Here is an 18,003-nt window from a genome sequence, read left to right on the forward strand (position 1 = left end):
TTGTTTTATGAACTATCCTTGAAGATACTATTCGTCAAAGGGGCAAAAATTATTAGAGAAATTTTCCACGAGTCGCAAAAATCAGCCATTCCCAGTTTGGCGTAAGGGCGTCAAAATCGGAGCGACCTTAGCGCAAGCGCCCTGATATTTGAGCATATTTTCAACAGTTGCAACCCCGACAATGGGCAGATTGGCATCGCCAATTTCTAAACCGGGAATTGCTGAAAATCCCCCTATTTTTTAGGGAAACAGGTATCCATAACTATATAGCTTCTGATTATTGCCCTCCGCCGGTGTGAACTTTTCCTGCATGACAATCGGTGCATTTGAACTCGGAAAGATCGCCCAAATTCACCGGGTGTTGAAAAGCGCGGTTGCCGCGATGACATTGCGTACAATTCAAGCCTTTCAAATTGCCCAACTCCACCGGGTGTTGAAATTCGCTGTTCTTAATCGGCACTTGAACCCCGGCATTCGACTGGTCCAAAACCGTGTGACAGATATTGCAATCTGCGGAAATCACTTTGCCTGATGGACTCTTGTGCTGACCATCGTGACAACGGAAACAACCCGTCGAATAAAAGTGCCCGATGTTATCGGGATGGGTTTGCCAGTCAACCTTCATTTCGGGGAAGAAATAGGTTTGGAATATTCTTTGCACTTCGGCAACCGCGCGGTCAACCGCATCTCTTTTCGCGGAATAAACCTCCGGGTAATTGGCGCGATAAAAATTCTCCAGTCCGGTTTTGATTGCCGCTACAGCTTCGCCTGTGGTTTCGTAATGCTGGTCGAGCACTTTAACCGCTTCGCGTTTCAGATAAGGCAAGGTGATGTCGAGACGTTCGGCGACGAAGGCTTCGTTTACGGCGCGGTCAGGTGGCACATAAATATGGCTTGGGCGGTTGTGACATTCGACACAATCGACGCGGCGCTTGGGCGGTTTTTCAATCTGTTCGGGAGTGAGTTTAGCGCCCTCCAGGACATAATCGGTAATGTTGCCGTGCTGGTCTTTGAGGCGCACCCAGGGAATATTCTGGCGGTGGTCGTCGGTTGCAAAATAGGTGACTTCGTTGCCGATGTTCATATGCCAGTGAATGCCTGCCACCATGCCGGTGACGGTGCTGCCGCCGCCGGTGTTCAACAGCATGCGGGTTTGCCGCAACGTATTTTTCTCATCATAGCCATAACGATTGAAAACTTTCAGTTGCGAGCCATGAAATTTTTCGGGCCAATGACACTGTTCACAGGTATCCTGCGCCGGACGCAGATTATGCACAGGGGTTTGAATCGGGCGCGGATATTTATTGAACATGACGGAATACACCTGATAAGCGCCCGATAGTTTTGAACGCACATACCAGCCCGCGCCGGGACCGACGTGACACTCGACACATTTGACGCGCGCATGCGGTGAAGCGTTATAAGCCGTGAGTTCCGGTGACATCACCGAATGGCATAATTCGCCGCAAAAAGCGACCGAGTCGGTATATTCATAAGCGCGGTAGCTGCCAAAGGCGCTCACGAAAAGAAAGGCGAACGAGAGACCGAGAAAGACCAACAATTTTCTGCGGATTTGCGGGTTGTTGAGGTCAAGCGAAGGATAGGCGATTGATTCGTCGCCGATTTTCCGTCGCCTGTGCCGTTCAACCAACATCCCCACAATAACGATGGCAAGACCGAAAAGCATGACGGATGGGAAGATAATATAGGTGAAGATGCCAAGGTATGGGCTTTCGCGAGAACCCAGCGATTCTGCCAGAAACAGAAAGATGATGCCTGTGACACTGGCAATCGCAATCGCCATTCCCACAAAACTGATAAAATTGCGCGTTAATTGTAAGGTGCGCGAACCTTTTACTAACCGATTCAACCTGTTTAACATGCTTTTCCTCCGCGAGGTGTTGACAAGACTAGCCGTTCAAAGGCTGATTCACACAACCGCAATAAGCAAACGACTGACCAGGAAATTGCCTCGAAGCATTAAAAAATGGAACCACAACAGGGAGCTACTAACTCGACAAACAAACTTTGGTGAAATTATTAACCGGGAAAATAATTGACCGATGTGCCACGTAAAGACGAAATCATTTTCGCTTAGTCTGCGTCAGCTAATGCGCTCACCTGATGAACAATTTCAATCGCTGAGTTCAAAAAGAATTTCGTTGAAAATCCATCGAACTGAAATTGCTCACCACTATCCCGGTGAGCAATTGATTTGCTGTCGATTGCCTAAAAAATAATCAGGATGGATAAATCGCCAAAGATGGTTTACCCATCCTGAGGTTTCCCAAGCGTATTTATTTCTTATGGCAGGCAGCGCATTTTTGCATGCCGGGTGCTTTGGCATCCGGTCGAGCTTTTAAGACTTTGTCATGGCAGCCTGCACAATTGCGATGGAAAGCCATCTGGTTGTTCAAGGTTAAGGGAGCCGATGCGCCTTCCGGCTGAATCTGCGGAATTGCCGGAACCAATTTCGGAGTTTCGCCGGTTTTGACGTGGCAATTGTTGCAACTCGCGACGCCTGCGGCTTTCGGGTCTTTCTGAAATAAATCGGCGGTAAGTGTAGTGGTGCGATCCGCGGGCCAGGCGGTTTTTAGTGGCGGATTTTTTGCCGCTTCGGCTGCCGGTTGCGCGGTGTGGTGACACTCAATGCAGGCGACCGGTCCGTTACCTTCGAGGTTGTAATTTTTAGTCGTGTGATTCGTATGACTGAAGGTCACCGGACCCAGTTTATTATCCTTTGCGAGTTTGACAACATCCGGCATTTTCGTAGCATCCTGCGCCTGTGCGGTCAAGGTTGCAAAGAATGATGAATCGTATGCGCCGAGGATTAATCCTGTAAAAAGCGCCATGGTAATAAAAGCTTTTACTCTTTTCATCTTTCTTATCTCCCATTTTCAACGAATCAGTCAGCAGGAATAGCCTCGACCAATCCGTGTTTTTAAATTTGATGAAGCAATCATGAGAATCATTTTTTCCGACTTTAAGTTGCTTCACCCCTACCGTTAGATTGCAAAGACCTGTGAATCATTTATTAAAAACGAAAGGTCTGCCCGGTGTGACATTTTTGACAACTCTTGAAATCATCGCCGCCAAATGCCCGTTTGCCGTTGTGACAACTCATACAACTGAGAGCGTGCTCAGGCGCTAAGTGATTTGTCGGGAGCGGCGAAGTGACCTGCTGGCGCGAAGCTCCTGATTTCACCTGATGACATTCGTTGCAATTGAGTTGTTGTCTTCTGCCATGTTTTGCGTGGCTGAAGTTCACCCGAAAAGCCTTTGCGGCAATCGAAGCGCGGCGGTAACTGCCCAGTTGATGACAGGTGCCGCACGAAGAAATATCCCGCCCGCCGGATTGCGCGCGCGACGTGTGACACTGGTAACAAACCGTATGCGCATTAAATCCCGAAGGCATGGATAACGCCACATTGCCGCGCCCTGTGGGTTTGTGACAGACCGAACAGTTCACGTTTCGGTGTTGCGTATGGGCAAATTTCATATTGAAACTGGCAAGTCGCGGAAAGGCTTTCACCTCGGGGTTTGCGGTTGCCGGATTACTGTGGCAAATCGTACAAATCGGGCTGCTCTGATTGGCAAACTGCTCGGCGTGACAGCCCGCGCACGGCGTGTGCCCCGGACGTTTCGGCTGAATCAAATTGGTTTCACGGCGATGACAAAGCAGACAGGGAAGTCGGGTGTGCGCCGCCTGACGATGCGAAAATTTTGAAAAGTCGCCGCCCTGTTCGATTGCCGCGAAATCAAGTTCCGGCGTTTCGCCAGCCGCAGCCTTGGTGGTCGCGACGGTTGTTGTGCCCGAAAAAACTGCCAGCACGAAAACCGCAATGCCAATCAGCAAAACCAGTAAGGAAAGCCGCCGTGTTGAACGGCGTACGAGAGGCGCATCTTGAGAAGTGGTAGGTTGTTCAGGTCGTTCAAGCATATCGCATCCGTTTATTTTTTGGTGATTGCCGAAAGCGCTTTGGCGTGCGACTCCGGTATGGCTTTCCTGCCTTCATCAAGATGGCATTTGCTACATTGGAAATCGGCTTTGGCTTTGCGTTGGTCGATTTCAAAATTCAATGCGCCGCCTTCATCAGCAGTTGGCGTAATGTGACAACCGCTGCCGCTGCCGCCGCACGAAAGGATATCGACCTCTGCGCCTCTGCCATCAGCGGTATTGATGGTTGCAACTTTATGACAATCGGTGCATTTGAGTTCGGCATGGCTGAACCACTCGTGGCGAAATTTCGACGCCTGCCGACGCTGCCATCTTTCCAGCAGGGGTTTATCCTGGATTGCCATCGCGGTTGCGAACTTGGCATCGAAATCGCTTTGCTCCAAGGTCAACTTTGAGGCTGGCGAAAGTTTGTGACACATTGAACAATCGGTGGGTTCGGGTTGCAGTCCGCCGCCCGCGGCGTGGCACGAAAAACAACTGGCGTGACTACCCGGCGAACTCATGAAGGTGCCTTTTTTCAGCCAGAAATCATCATCTTTTAAATTTTTCGGCGGCGGAGTGACGAATTCATCGCTCGCCTCACCCTGTGGTTTGTAGAGTTGATGACAGTTGGCGCAAACCGCATTTGCCGCGCCTTGCCTGGATTTACGAAAAGCCGCAAATTGCAAGCTCGCAGAACGCTTTCTGAGTTCTCCAAACAGGCTTTCGTGTTTATCGTGCGGGAAAAATATTTCAAATTGCGAAACTGCGGCTTTGCCTTTGGGTGATTGGTCAAAAACCTCGCTCGGGTTTGGAAAGGGATGGCGATTGCTGTTTCGCGGGCCCGGGTTGGTGTGACAAATGGTGCAGATTGCCGGTTGCGCGCCTTTGAAAAATTGTTGGCGATGACAATTCAAACAAGAATCATGAGTTGGATAATCGGTGACATCCTCGAAAGCCTCTTCGCCCTTGCGCGCGGTTTTCCAATTCGCGGTTGGAAACTTGTGACAGGAATTGCAAGCCATCTGATGGGCTGCCACCTGATGGGAGAATTGTGAGTAATTTGCCGACCGTCCCGGTTTGCTGGCTGCTGTCGGGCGACGGGTGGTTGATGGGCGTCGTTGCGATTCAGCTTCCGCATTATTAGCTGTTAAACCCGGATGCACAAACACGAAAGCCGACAACACAACGGTCAGGAGGATTGTCAGCTTAATTGCCCGATTATTCATTGAGTATCAAATGACCTATGCTTTATTGATTTTTACCCCTGCTGGTATCCCTCAAGTTGCAGGTTTACCGGATACTAGACCTTTATCAAAAAATCCTCAACGTGTCGGTGATGTTCATCACATCTAATCACCCCACACATAGTTAAGCAAATGAATGACCACAAAGGCTTCACCCCTGAACTTTTTCCATAAAATGCGAGAATTGCTTTGTGCATGTGGGGAAATTGCCATAAACAGACATCATTGAGGAATAGGCATCGCCTCATGGGATTGGGAAAAATTTCGCATTCAGTTGGATAAAAGTACACAACCAACGGGATTCAGCACAACGGTTGTTCGCTTTTGGTTTGAACTCTGCGGCTTTTTAATGCTATTTATCCGGTACAGGTGTTGCTCTTTTCAAATCGTTGATGGGAACCACAAGATTGAATCATTCCCATCGTGATGAACTGAAAGTAATGAATACCAAGGTTAAGCGACTGAAAAAAGTAACCATGATCTGTTGGCAATATTTCTCAAGGGCATTCTCTAAATGCCAGTCTTGGGAAACAACCTTAATGCAACGCCAGCAAAGGCGCTGGTGGAGTCTGAGCAGTCGCTCAAGGAGTAAATCCTGTCAAGATAATCAGCACGCAACTCTCGGATATATTCCTGATGGGTTCGCTGATAGAACCACTTATGTCTATTGAACTGCCTGTAGACAAAAACACAGGAGGCATTTTCCGCTCCTCAGAAAGGGATTAGCTTATGAAGCGTTCTGCCTCAATTCTGATACTCTTCCTCTTCTTTCTCTTTGTTATCTATCAAGCCAAAGCGCCTGTGGAAGCGCAGAATCAAACACCGTCGAATGTCGCAGGGCAACTACCCGACGCTGATGCTACAAAAGCGGTTCAACTCGATTGCGCCGGATGTCATGGACCTAACAAGACGCTTCCTTATCTGGGAGGAGCTTTATTCCATAAAGAAGCGCACGAAGCCTACAATCACGGTTTCCACGCTCAAGCCTTGAAGAACGGTGGTAAGGCTGCCAGTTGTCTCGATTGTCATGCGCCGGGTGGTGATATGTCGGCAATCCTGCCCAAAAGTGACCCCAAATCGACCATCAACCGGGCGAACATCGCCAATACCTGCGGCTCCTGTCACAGCAAGAAATCCGTGATGGAGGGCACCGGTATCAGCAACCGTCCCTTCCTTGCCTATGAAGAGAGCGCCCATGCGCGCGCCATCGCACGCGGTCAGATTGGTGCCGCTGTTTGCACGGATTGCCATAACAGCCATGACATCCTGCCCGCCTCGAACAACCTTTCGCCAATCTTCAAAGCCAATATTCCAAAGACCTGTGCGAAATGTCATTCACAGGTCGTAAACGAATTTATTCAGAGTGTGCATGGCGCGGCGGTCGAAAGGGGCGTTTCGCAAGCCCCCGCCTGCACCGATTGTCATGGCATTCATACGATTAAACCACGTATTGATGCGCGCTCCACGCTTGGCACCACGGCTTGCGCCCAATGCCATCAGGGAGTGCGTTTGACGCAGGAATTCGGCGTCCAGGGCGAACGGGTCAGCAGTTACGAAGACAGCTATCATGGAATGGCAAGAAAGTTCGGCTCTGACGTGGCAGCCGATTGCGCGAGCTGTCATGGGGTGCATAATATTTTGCCTTCTTCGGATCCGAAATCGATGATTAATCGCGACAACCTGGTTAAAACCTGCGGTCAGTGTCATATCGGAGCGGGCGAGCAATTTATCATTGGTAAAGTTCATCTCGATGTCCCTACCGCAGAGGATATCGGTAGCGTTGCCACGCGCTGGGTGCGATGGATATACCTGATTTTAATTGGCGTAACCATCGGCGCAATGGCAATTCATAATATTCTGGTCTGGCGCAAGAAAGCCGTTGAGCGTCGGCGCTTGGAACGCCGCACCATTGTGCGCATGAACACCATTCAGCGATGGCAACACGGGTTGCTGTTGACCAGCTTCTTCGCTCTGGTCATCACGGGATTTGCGCTGAAGTATCCGGATTCCTGGCTTGGTCATTTGCTGGGATCGAGTGAAGCGGTTCGGCGTATTAGTCATCGCATTGCCGGTGTGATGATGATTGCCGTCGGCGTGTTTCATATTTTCTATATGCTCTTGACCAAAGAGGGACGCATCGGATTGAAAGATTTCTTGCCGCGCAGGAAAGATTTTTCGGATTTGATTCAGAATGTGCGCTATTACCTGGGGCTTGCTTCAACGAAGCCTAAGTTCGCGCGTTTCGGCTATGGAGAGAAAGCCGAATACTGGGCAGTCGTCTGGGGCACATTCGTCATGGGGCTGACGGGATTGATGGTCTGGTTCAAGGTTGAGATGTTCGGTTTTCTGCCGCGTTGGTTCATCGATATTGCGCTCGCCATTCACTGGTACGAAGCCATACTGGCAACCCTGGCGATACTGGTCTGGCACATCTACAACGTCATTTTCGACCCGGATGTCTATCCCTTGAACTGGGCAGTGGTGGACGGATTGGTTTCGGAAGAATACTACAAAGAAGAGCATGAGCTTGATTATGAACAGATGAAGGCGTCCGAGGAGAAACAAAGCAAAGAGCCTTCAGCACAGGATTGAAGTTCGTCTGCTGAATAGAAATGCTCAAAGCGTGTTTTGAAAATCAAAGATGAGCCGAAGGCGCAATGAGAAGGTTGCCAGACGGACAATCTCTGGTAGTAAGCTTCTCGCTGCTTTAGCAGCGAAGATGAATTTCAAAACACGCCCTCAGGATTTTTTCTCTGTCAAATCGCTGAACGATTGCGCGAGGTATTGTTTGAGCCGGGGAAGCCAGAGACAATGAACGAATGCGCAAACCATCGCATTGATTTCTGAACCGCATCAGCCCAGCCGAACCGAATTGATTATCAGGTCAGGCGATATTCCGCTTAAAAATATACTCGAAATACAACCTATCGCCAGCGATTTAAAGTCGCACAGCGCAGCCCCTGATTATCCGTCAATCATAAAGCGCGGCGTTCGACTTGTCTGATTTTCAGGTAGATAGCGGCAACCGCCAGAAGAATAATGATTAAGGATGCTGCCAACCCTTTGCGTCTGAATTGCAACTCGCTCAAAGCATCCTGACCGGCTTGATTCGCTTTTTTAGATATATCCATCCCCTGATTGACGGCGGTTTCGATGGCGCTCGGCGAGAAATTGTGAATCAGAACGCGGGCGTTGATCAATTTATCGCGCGCCTCTTTTAAGTCAAACATGGGGCGACTGACTTCCATTCCGGTGATGGCGACTCTATTTAATAAATCTTCGGTCTGGTTAATGTGGTGATTCAATCCCACAATCAATTCTCCCATCTTTTGGGAACCTTGAAACCCTGCATCTTCCGTATGGCAACTGGTACAAACCGATTTTTCGCCGACCCCTAACATGTTGTCTGCGGGAGTAAGGATTTGGTGGTTCTGATGACAGACGACACAACCTGCCATATCCGCCGCTTCAAACGGGGTTTTGTGCGGGCTTTTATCGAATAACTCTGCCTGTCGCGCATGACAAGTCCCGCACACATTGCTGACGGAGGCGACGCCGGGAGGCGCAGCCCCGTGATTGCCATGACAGTCATTACAGGTCGGCGCAGATAAGTCCTGTTTTTTTATGAGGGCTTCCGCATGAACACTCTGGTTATATTTATGTAATTGGTCGGTCGGGATGCCATAGGATTTCATGTATTCGGCATTGGCATGACATTGCCCGCAGGTTTGCGCGACATTCAGCGCGAATACCGGCGCATTGGGGTTGTTGACTTCGCGAATGCCATGAGCGCCGTGGCAACTGATACAGGTAGCCGGTTTGGCGTCGCCCTGTTTGATTCGTTTACCATGAACGCTGGAGTTGTATTCGGTTTCCTGGTCAACGCGCTGGGCAGGGTTGAACCTTTTCATAAACTCGGCATCACTATGACACTTGCCACAAAACCGCGCGACCTCAACGGGCTTGGGTCGCGCAATGAACCCTTTAGCGGGACTCATTGCCAGTGTCGGGTCATCCGATGTGGGATCGCCGCCATGACAATTGGCGCATGACAGCCCACGCTTTTTATGAACATCTTCTTCCATCGCTGTGACCGGCGCGGCAAGTTGATCGCCCATTTCCTTATGGCATTCCAGACAACTATCTTTTTCTGAGGCAGGAGTCGGGATGGGTTGATTGCTGCCGGAAGGCGTTACATCTTTTTGCGCCTTTGAAACCATAACCAGAAACAGCAAGACCAAAGACAGGGTCACAACTAATTTAACTGCTTGATGCGTTCTCTGGCTTGAAGGGTTATTTGATATGCGTGCTTTTGTCATAGGTTGACCCCTATTGTGTATACCCGATAATTGTCATGCCCACGATATAAACCAGCAGGATGATGCCGATAACCGTGAACCCTCGGCTGGGTTTTCCCTGTGCGGTTTTTCTATCGAGAAAAGGCACCAGAAACCAAAATAACCCACCTGCGCCAAATGCCAATACTCCAAGAACCTCGCCGTCAATGGGACCGATTTTCGCGGGAATGAATTTCAGGGTCTGGAACATGAACATGAAAAACCATTCCGGTTTGATTCCTGCCGGAGCCGAAGCAAAGGGGTCGGCTTTTTCACCTAACTCCCAGGGGAAAATTGCCGATAAAGCTGCCAATGCGCCGAGGGCGATTAACCATCCCATCAAATCACGCAAGAGAAAATTCGGCACGAATTTCATCTTCTTTAACGCTTTGCCTTCCAAACTCGGCGGCACACTCATGCCTTGTCGCTGTACGAGAAGCAGATGGATAAAAAGAATGGCGGTGATGAGCGCCGGAAGCACTGCCACATGAAAGCCGAAAAAGCGGGTTAAGGTCGCGCCGGTCACTTCGTCGCCGCCGCGCAAAAACCGCAGCAGAAAATCACCGATTCCCGGCACCACCCCGGCAATATCTGTTCCCACCTTGGTGGCAAAAAAAGCCAGTTTATTCCAGGGCAGCAGGTAGCCACTAAACCCAAATGCCAGGACGATCACCAGCAACAACGAACCGCTAATCCAGGTGAATTCGCGGGGCGGGCGATAGGCTTTCATCAGAAAAGCGCTGAACATATGAATGAACATGGTGGCAATCATCAGGTTGGCTGACCAACTGTGAATCGAGCGTATCAACCAGCCGAACTGCACCTCTGTCATAATGAATTGCACGCTTTCAAAGGCATTTTCGGCGCTCGGACGATAATAAAGCAGGAGTAAAATGCCGGTTCCTACCTGAATGAAAAACAGGAAAAGCGTCATTCCGCCGAAGTAATACCACAGCGAATGGCGATGTAAAGGAACCTCTTTTTTTTGTGCCAGTTCTTTTAGCGGCGCAAGACCGGCGCGATCATTTACCCAGTCGGCTATCGTGCTCATGTTCATGATTTATCCTTTCGAGACGATGATTTCGTCTCCACGAACATTAACCGTGAACTGCTCTAAAGGGCGGGGCGGAGGTCCGGCAACATTTTTGCCAGCCATATCATAACGACCGTTATGACAGGCACACCAAATTTGTTGAGTGCCTTCCTGATACTGCACCGTGCAATCTAAATGGGTACAGGTTGCTGAAAATGCCCGAATTTCCCCGGTCGGGGTTTTAACGATGATGCCCGGTTTGCTGCCGAATTTGAAAATTTTTCCGCTGTTGGGTTTTAGCTCGGATACCTTTGCCGCAACCACTGAAGATTCCGTCGATTCGGCAATTTGTGGAGGAACCAGAAATTTGAAGATAGGATAGAAGGTTGCCACGAGCGTAGCGCCCAGACTGGTTCCCAGAAAATAGTCAATGAAGTTTCGTCGCGTCGTTAGTGGCGTGTTGGTTTTTTCCATACGACTCCTAAAAGCAAACCCCATCTGACTGTCGGCAATTGAGGATTCATGACAGGCAGGTGATCAGGCTTTGAGTTGATAGAGCAAACGCTGAAGACAACCGGGAAGCGTTACGCTGGTTACCTTTTCAGAGAACGAATAAAAGCCACAAGTTCCTGAATTTGAGCGCCACCTAAGCTTTTGCCAAACCCCGGCATTTTTCCTTTGCCACCCGATATAATTTTGTTTAATTGCGCGTCTGATTGTGCCTGGACTTCGGCGCTGCCCAGGTTGCGCAGCTTTAAGTTCCTTCCCATTGGGGTATTGCCGCTTCCATCCGCGCCATGACAACTGGCGCATTTCGATTTGAAGGTTGCTGCACCATCTCCCCCTGCCATGCCGCGCATCGCCGAAGCGTTTTGCTCAACCAGGATTGAAAAACTAACTACGGCTATGCCGACCACTAACAATGCCTTGAGTATTTTCATATGCCCTCGCTTCCTTATTTAGTACATTGGAACCTAAGTAAGTTGACATTTTTCAGCGTTCAAAGTTATGCCTTCAGGCGTGAGAAAAAAGCGATTCACGCATAAATGCGTAACTCTGAACCTCAAGAAATTTAGTTTCCACTGTATTTAGTGATATGGATGAAATTTTCGGGATGGTGATGGTTTCCCGTTTCTTTTTCCGTCAATGCCGAGCGGGCAATCTCATTAAAACTCAAGCGAATTTTTTTGTATCGCTCAAGTAATGATGAGATTGCCCGTCATCTCCGGCAGCTCGATACCTCAGAAGGTAAAGCGCATACTCGTGGTGACAATGTTTGCTCGATAATCGGGATTGTTAAACCCTACCACCGTCGGCGACACATTCACCGGCGAAGATGACGTGTAACTCTGGAAGAACGGAATGTTGAACTTCTCGTTGTAGCTATAGTGCCGGTAGCTCACGTTGGCTGTCGCGTGGTTATTGATGCGAAATGACAGTCGGGCTTCCGGGTTGTGTCTCTTCAAGGGAAGAGAGGTGATGAAATCATTGGGTAAAGGAGCCGGGAAGAAGCCAACGCCTCCGGGCGCACCCAAATCTTTGATGTAACGATAGACGAAAAACAGGTCTAAACGATTGGTTACGCCAACTCGCGAATCGAAGAACATGAAGTGTTGCCGCGAGTAATAACGCGACCTTCCGGTATTCAACACACTGCTGATGAAGTAGGCAATGTTGGCAGTCGATTTTACCGAATCATAATTATAACCGCCGGTAATCCAGAATCGCGCCTGCGGTTCCCACACGAGCGTCGTCGAAAAAGCGCGATAGTCGGAATCATTTTCAACCTGCGGCGTCGGATTGGTTTTATCGGTTGCCGTGAAAGTGGTGTTGAAAGAAAGCGCATCGGTGATGCCGATGTTGGCGCGCACGCGAAATCTCTGATAATCCAATGGCGCAACCCGAACGAAGACGTTATCGCTTGAACCATTTTCATAATCAAAGAAGAAGTTTGCCCGGTCAACCGGACGCAACCGCAAACCACCGATGAAGGTGTTGGTATTTTCGCGTTCGGTTTCCGGCTCGGCTGCGGTCGTGGCGGTGGTCGTGTTGATCAGTTTGACATCTCTGAAAGTATAACGCCATCCGACATTGCCGGAAAAACTTCTGCCGCGACCGAACTGTAACTGTAAAGTGTTCCAGTAAGACGTGACATCCGTGGTATGCCGGAAGGTGGATGTCGTTAAAGTGTTCGTCGTGGCACCCGCTACCGTGCGCAAGGTGGTTGCGGTTGTTCCTCCCAGGTTTCCCAGTATTCGGTATCGGTAAAACCTTGAGGTATTGCTGATGGTGACGTTTTCAGCCACATCAACCGACAGCAAGGCGTCAACCGATTTACTCGGACGTTTGGCATTGGAAGTGGTTAAAATGAGCCGGTTGACTGTTCGATTGGAAGTGTCAACTCCGGCAATGATATCGTACTGATTGATTTTGGCATCTTCATCGTTGTGCATCCCCTGTAACAGGACATGCACACGATTGCCGATATTGCCGTTGATCGCGCCGCGAACAATCACGGAATCCGAGCGAATCGGAGTATCGCGATCAAAAAAGTTCAATACGGCAGTATCAGTTATATTATTACCGCGATTGAGCGGGATTTTTTGGAATTGTTCGGAATCGTTGCGAAAACCCCGAAACAGATATTCGCCAAAGATATTCCAGCTATTGATTGAGGCATCAAAGCCCGCGCGATAATCATTGGCTTCCCAACGGGCATTGCCTTCAACCAGAAACTGATCGTTGGAGTTATAAGTCGTGACGAAAGGTCCTGTGCCCGAACTGCGACCATAACCGAGGTTCACCCGGACGGCTCTTTGCGGAAAGAGTTTCAGATTGAAATCCGAGACCTGTTGACGAATATCCCAATTGTGTTGATTGTTGGCAATGTTGGCTTGCGAGCGATAGTAGTAAAACCTGCGCACCTTGCCGTCGAATTTGTAGTAGCGGGTTTTATCTACCCGCAGTGAAAAATACTGCGTTTGATCGCCGCCGACGTTTGAGGCATCAGCGCGTAGAAAATCGAACAACGCGCCTTGCGGGTCAATCGAACGCGCATCAATGGAAAAATCGAGGACGCGAAAACCGTCGCGCACATTTAAATCCGAGCGATAGCGTTCGGCATTTCCCCCGATATCGACCCAACGATAGCCCAACTCGATGGATGACTTGACGGTATAGTTGCCAATGACGCTTCCGGTGTCAGGCTTTTCCGACTTGTCTGTGGGCTTAATGACTGCCGCTCGCGCCAGTGCCAGTTCGTCTTCTGACTTTTTCGCCTGTTGCGTGGTTTCAAGTTTTTCGACCGTGCTTTGCGCCAGGGCTTTCAACTCACCCGCCATTAATATAGACAAGGAGAGCGCGAAAACCGTCGCCATCTGACCAAGATAATTTCGTGGATTTGGTTTAAAGATTTTCATGGTTTCTCTCCTTATGGTCTATAAAATGCCGGATGCGAATTCGACCCGTGAATGAAGGTGTGGCACTGGGTGCAGTTCTGGAAACGGGCAGCCGCTAAATTATGGAATGAAGGGGTTGGTGGCCCTTCTCCGGCACCGGTTTCAGGAATCCCCGGAGTGTTTGAATGGCATTCAAGACAAAGCAATCTGACTTCATTGCGTTTCAACATTCGCGGATTGGTTGAACCATGCGGCGTGTGACAAGCCTGACAGCCTTCGACTTTTACAGGCGCATGTTCATAAACGAAGGGTCCCGCTTTGTCGGCGTGACATTTCACACAACCGACTTCGCCGCCCACCCAACCGCGTAGTTGTTTCTGTTGGAAGCTGCCGTGTTGATTGTGACAATCACTGCATTTCATGCCGCCTTCGGGAACCTTGTGATGGAAAGGTCGCGCAAAGGATGCCTTCTGGTCGGCGTGGCATTTATAGCAACCTTCCGGCTCTTTATCTTTCAATAAAAATTCCGTCACTTTCGGTGAATGCGATGAATGACAATCCTGACAGGCAACCCCGTGGCGCGCGTGTTCACTGCGACGATAGTTGAAGCGTTCTTCGCTGCGCCCTTGCTGATTTTCGTGACATTGTAAACAGACCTGACTGGATTGCGCCGGCGACAGGCTTTTAAACGAGCGCATCTTGGCTTCGTTGGCTTTCGACGTATCGGCATAGAGCGCCTGAGCTTCAGCGTCTTTACCTTCCGCCATCAGTTTTTGCGCTGTCTTGTAATAATCAACGTGGGCTTTGGCTCCCTCGTGACAGGCTTCACACCCCTGTTTTTCAGCCGACCCATTTTTACCGCTTAGCTTGCGATGCGCGGTTATTCCGAGGTGGGTTGCCTGATTGGCGTGACAATCAGCGCAGGAATCACTGCCAACATATTGACTCGTATCTGCGGGCGGTGAGTTGGGTTCAGGTTGCATGCTTTCTGCCAGAACGGTTGCCGAGCCGCCGCTTGGCGATGACATAAGCGGCGTTAAAGCAAGCAAACAGAACGCCAATGCTACTACAACTATTTTAAGAGTTCGCATTATGATGCCTCCTGTTGTGAAAAAAGAATCGATTCTTTAAAACCGAAACTTCAAATAAGGGCTGTTGGGTTTTCTCGGTGCTCAAATACTCAAGATCGCCACAGCAAAATCAAACTAGCCATACTGCGGAAACCGGCTAATTTGATGAATTACCCCAAAAAAGTGCGTAGTTTTTCTCAGAAGCCGGAAGCTGGTTCACTGCTTCTGTAAAAAAGTAATGATTAAGAAAGAACAAGTTTACAAACCTTGATTATTGCCAGTTCAAGTTTGACAATAACCCTGTAACCGACTGCTCTTAGATTGCGCACATCCTTGATCTCGATACGTTGTTGAATTTTTCCCCCAGGCGATGATTTAACCGTTTGGTGATTGGCATTATGGTTAAATTCTCCCTCCGGCAGCCTATGAAACCTCTGCCAGAGCAATTACTGTTCCCCTGTAAGTAGCGAAAAAATTCCCAGATGCCAACCTTTATTGCGGATACAAACGGTTTCTCAGCACGTCTTTTACCCGGGTGCCCGCTTCAAATACCGCATCGGCTTTTTTGCGTGTGTCATCCAGCGTAAAGGTGTGCCAACTGGCTTTGGCATCTTTCAGCATCTCGCGCACATTCTTTACTTTGACCTCTTCGGCGCTGACATTCACCTTCTTGTTCTGGGCGTCTTTAATCAACCCTTCAGCCCAGACCACTACGCCGTTGGCGCGGCGCAAGGCGTTTAAGGTCTCAACCGATTTTTTACTGATTTCAGGGTTGCGCGGCATCACGCCCTTATTGGCATCATGACAACTCGAACAAACGGTGGCGATGTCTTCAACCGAGTAAATAATTTCCGACCCCATATGTTGGTGACAGGTATTGCAACTCGGTCCGACATTTGCGCCTTTGAGTTGTTGCGCATGTTTGCTGTTGACAAAAGCCGTCATTATCGGTTGATGACAGGCACCACAAGTGGCTGGCAAATTTTTCGGATGCAATTTGCTGTCACCGGCTTTGGGCGATAGCACGCCCATATGCGCTAGTTTCTTGTCATTTGAAGTCGCATTGCCGCCGTGACATTTATCGCAGCCGATGCCTTCGATTTTGTGGACAGACATATGCCATTCATAATAGCGACTGCCTTCGAGCGCCGACCCTTCGGCACGCGAATGACAATTTACACAACTGTTATTTTTGAATGCGGATAAATCCTGAATAGGGGCAGCCGAGAAAATTTTTGAGACCGACATCATCCCAAAGAATAGAAAAAACACCAATAAAATAGACCTTTTCAGCATAACTCACCTCCGACTCGTTATTTTTCAATAAGCACGACGTAGGAGTTTTTTACTGCGTTCAGGTTGATGTTTCCTATTGTTTACAAGGTGAAAGCCGATAGCCCATCAACGAACGGTTTTTATATTATTGAGAACCGCTGATGAACCTCACTGTTCATCGTCATTATCAAATTGCCAAGCCTAATGTTATCGAGGTCATCTTACTGCAATTGCTACAGGCAGTCTGTGAGTTGAATCACTGAAATCGGTGATACGACTCACAAACAATTTCGAGGGCTTGACTGAGCGGGATAAGCAGACAAATCCGGCAAGCGCCCTGGGTAACCAAAGCCCTTGCCGGATAAAAACAATTAACCGCGTTTTTTCATCGGCACATAATCGCGTATATCGCTGCCGAGATAAATCTGGCGCGGGCGGGCGATTTTCTGCTCCGTATCAAGCAGCATCTCTTCCCATTGGGCGATCCAGCCCGCGGTGCGCGGAATGGCAAACAATACCGCGAACATTTCCACCGGAAAGCCCATCGCCTGATAAATAATTCCCGAATAAAAATCGACATTCGGATAGAGTTTGCGCTGCACGAAATAATCATCTTCGAGGGCGATGCGTTCGAGTTCCAGAGCAATGTCAAGCAAACGGTTTTTGCCGGTCACTTCAAAAACTTCATACGCCAGTTTTTTGATAATCTTGGCGCGCGGGTCATAGTTTTTGTAGACGCGATGCCCGAAGCCCATCAAACGAATCTCTCCGGCTTTGGCTTTCTTGATGTATTCGGGGATGCGTTCAACAGTGCCGATTTCATTGAGCATGCGCAACACCGCTTCATTCGCCCCGCCGTGCAATGGCCCGTAGAGCGCCGCAGCCGCGCCGGCGATTGCCGAATAGGGGTCGGATTGCGAACTGCCGATGCTACGCATGGCATTGGTGCTGCAATTTTGTTCGTGGTCGGCGTGCAGAATAAACAACACATCCAGGGCGCGTTCGAGAATCGGGTCGGGCTGGTATTTCAACTCCGTGGTCTTAAACATCATGTTTAAGAAATTGCCGGGGTAGCTCAAATCATTGTCCGGGTAAACATACGGAAGTCCCATGCGGTGACGATAGGCAAAAGCCGCAATGGTTGCGACTTTGGCAATCAACCGGGAAATCTGTTTGCGGCGCGAGTCTTCATTGAAAATAGCTTTGGCATCGGGATAAAACGTCGACAACGCGCCGATGGTGCCAATCAACATGCCCATCGGGTGCGCATCATAATGAAAACCGTCAATAAATTTTTTGATGTTTTCGTGAATAAAGGTGTGATGCGTGATATTCCAAGTCCAATCCTTTAACTGCGCTTCATCGGGCAATTCACCATGCAAAATCAGATAAGCGGTTTCGAGATGCGAACTATGTTCGGCGAGTTGTTCAATCGGATAGCCGCGATATCTGAGGATGCCTTTGTCGCCGTCAATCAAGGTGATTTTACTTTTGCACGATGCCGTGTTGGTAAATGCCGGGTCATAAGTCATCAAGCCAAAGTCATCGTCCGAGGTTTTAATCTTGCGTAAATCGATGGCTTTGATGGTGCCGTTGTCAATCGGCACTTCGTACTGCTTGCCGGTTCGATTATCGGTAATGGTGAGAGTTTGTGCGCTCATCTTTGCCTCCTGAAAATTAGTTAACTACTGGTACAGACCGCGCAA

The 18,003-nt window shown here is 49.3% G+C and carries 13 protein-coding genes; 1 reads left to right on the forward strand and 12 read right to left on the reverse strand.

Features of this window, described 5'->3' with window-relative positions; translation table 11 throughout:
- Positions 1-277 precede the first annotated feature (277 nt).
- The 4 genes from AB1757_16105 to AB1757_16120 form a co-directional block, all read right to left on the reverse strand.
- On the reverse strand, positions 278-1,882 hold the full coding sequence (locus tag AB1757_16105; GenBank protein MEW6128563.1) for a NapC/NirT family cytochrome c: 1,605 nt from the start codon (positions 1,880-1,882) through the stop codon (positions 278-280).
- A gap of 415 nt (positions 1,883-2,297) precedes the next feature.
- Complete coding sequence (locus tag AB1757_16110; GenBank protein MEW6128564.1) at positions 2,298-2,879, reverse strand: cytochrome c3 family protein; 582 nt, start codon at positions 2,877-2,879, stop codon at positions 2,298-2,300.
- A 155-nt stretch (positions 2,880-3,034) separates the two neighbouring features.
- A complete protein-coding gene (locus tag AB1757_16115) occupies positions 3,035-3,940 on the reverse strand; it encodes a cytochrome c3 family protein (GenBank protein ID MEW6128565.1) in 906 nt (301 codons plus the stop codon).
- Between the two features lie 11 nt (positions 3,941-3,951).
- Positions 3,952-5,166 (reverse strand): hypothetical protein, encoded by a 1,215-nt coding sequence (locus AB1757_16120; protein ID MEW6128566.1) that lies wholly within the window; start codon positions 5,164-5,166, stop codon positions 3,952-3,954.
- Between the two features lie 747 nt (positions 5,167-5,913).
- On the opposite strand from AB1757_16120, the gene AB1757_16125 reads away from it, so the two are divergent.
- Positions 5,914-7,776, forward strand: a complete 1,863-nt coding sequence (locus AB1757_16125) for a cytochrome c3 family protein (protein ID MEW6128567.1) — start codon at positions 5,914-5,916, stop codon at positions 7,774-7,776.
- A gap of 383 nt (positions 7,777-8,159) precedes the next feature.
- Here AB1757_16125 and AB1757_16130 read toward each other — a convergent pair whose 3' ends face one another.
- The 8 genes from AB1757_16130 to AB1757_16165 form a co-directional block, all read right to left on the reverse strand.
- Positions 8,160-9,437, reverse strand: a complete 1,278-nt coding sequence (locus tag AB1757_16130; protein ID MEW6128568.1) for a cytochrome c3 family protein — start codon at positions 9,435-9,437, stop codon at positions 8,160-8,162.
- 76 nt (positions 9,438-9,513) lie between these two features.
- Positions 9,514-10,578 carry a cytochrome bc complex cytochrome b subunit gene (locus tag AB1757_16135; GenBank protein ID MEW6128569.1) on the reverse strand — a complete coding sequence of 355 codons (1,065 nt, stop codon included), beginning with the start codon at positions 10,576-10,578 and terminating at the stop codon, positions 9,514-9,516.
- Positions 10,579-10,581: 3 nt separating this feature from the next.
- Positions 10,582-11,028 (reverse strand): ubiquinol-cytochrome c reductase iron-sulfur subunit, encoded by a 447-nt coding sequence (locus AB1757_16140; protein MEW6128570.1) that lies wholly within the window; start codon positions 11,026-11,028, stop codon positions 10,582-10,584.
- Positions 11,029-11,147: 119 nt separating this feature from the next.
- Positions 11,148-11,495: a cytochrome c gene (locus AB1757_16145; GenBank protein ID MEW6128571.1), complete on the reverse strand. Its 348-nt coding sequence runs from the start codon at positions 11,493-11,495 to the stop codon at positions 11,148-11,150.
- A 300-nt stretch (positions 11,496-11,795) separates the two neighbouring features.
- Positions 11,796-13,973, reverse strand: a complete 2,178-nt coding sequence (locus AB1757_16150) for a hypothetical protein (GenBank protein ID MEW6128572.1) — start codon at positions 13,971-13,973, stop codon at positions 11,796-11,798.
- 11 nt (positions 13,974-13,984) lie between these two features.
- Positions 13,985-15,043, reverse strand: coding sequence for a DmsE family decaheme c-type cytochrome (locus AB1757_16155; GenBank protein MEW6128573.1), 1,059 nt, complete (start codon positions 15,041-15,043; stop codon positions 13,985-13,987).
- 471 nt (positions 15,044-15,514) lie between these two features.
- Positions 15,515-16,318 (reverse strand): hypothetical protein, encoded by an 804-nt coding sequence (locus AB1757_16160; protein ID MEW6128574.1) that lies wholly within the window; start codon positions 16,316-16,318, stop codon positions 15,515-15,517.
- A 350-nt stretch (positions 16,319-16,668) separates the two neighbouring features.
- Positions 16,669-17,958, reverse strand: a complete 1,290-nt coding sequence (locus AB1757_16165; GenBank protein ID MEW6128575.1) for a citrate synthase — start codon at positions 17,956-17,958, stop codon at positions 16,669-16,671.
- Positions 17,959-18,003: the final 45 nt, after the last annotated feature.

The sequence above is a fragment of the Acidobacteriota bacterium genome (assembly GCA_040754075.1).
GTDB lineage: Bacteria > Acidobacteriota > Blastocatellia > UBA7656 > UBA7656 > JBFMDH01.

Coding starts and splice junctions, on each gene's coding strand:
- AB1757_16135 (MEW6128569.1), bottom strand. CDS start 10,578: ATGAACATGAGCACGATAGCCGACTGGGTAAATGATCGCGCCGGTCTT.
- AB1757_16105 (MEW6128563.1), bottom strand. CDS start 1,882: ATGTTAAACAGGTTGAATCGGTTAGTAAAAGGTTCGCGCACCTTACAA.
- AB1757_16160 (MEW6128574.1), bottom strand. CDS start 16,318: ATGCTGAAAAGGTCTATTTTATTGGTGTTTTTTCTATTCTTTGGGATG.
- AB1757_16165 (MEW6128575.1), bottom strand. CDS start 17,958: ATGAGCGCACAAACTCTCACCATTACCGATAATCGAACCGGCAAGCAG.
- AB1757_16125 (MEW6128567.1), top strand. CDS start 5,914: ATGAAGCGTTCTGCCTCAATTCTGATACTCTTCCTCTTCTTTCTCTTT.
- AB1757_16120 (MEW6128566.1), bottom strand. CDS start 5,166: ATGAATAATCGGGCAATTAAGCTGACAATCCTCCTGACCGTTGTGTTG.
- AB1757_16140 (MEW6128570.1), bottom strand. CDS start 11,028: ATGGAAAAAACCAACACGCCACTAACGACGCGACGAAACTTCATTGAC.
- AB1757_16110 (MEW6128564.1), bottom strand. CDS start 2,879: ATGAAAAGAGTAAAAGCTTTTATTACCATGGCGCTTTTTACAGGATTA.
- AB1757_16150 (MEW6128572.1), bottom strand. CDS start 13,973: ATGAAAATCTTTAAACCAAATCCACGAAATTATCTTGGTCAGATGGCG.
- AB1757_16115 (MEW6128565.1), bottom strand. CDS start 3,940: ATGCTTGAACGACCTGAACAACCTACCACTTCTCAAGATGCGCCTCTC.
- AB1757_16155 (MEW6128573.1), bottom strand. CDS start 15,043: ATGCGAACTCTTAAAATAGTTGTAGTAGCATTGGCGTTCTGTTTGCTT.
- AB1757_16145 (MEW6128571.1), bottom strand. CDS start 11,495: ATGAAAATACTCAAGGCATTGTTAGTGGTCGGCATAGCCGTAGTTAGT.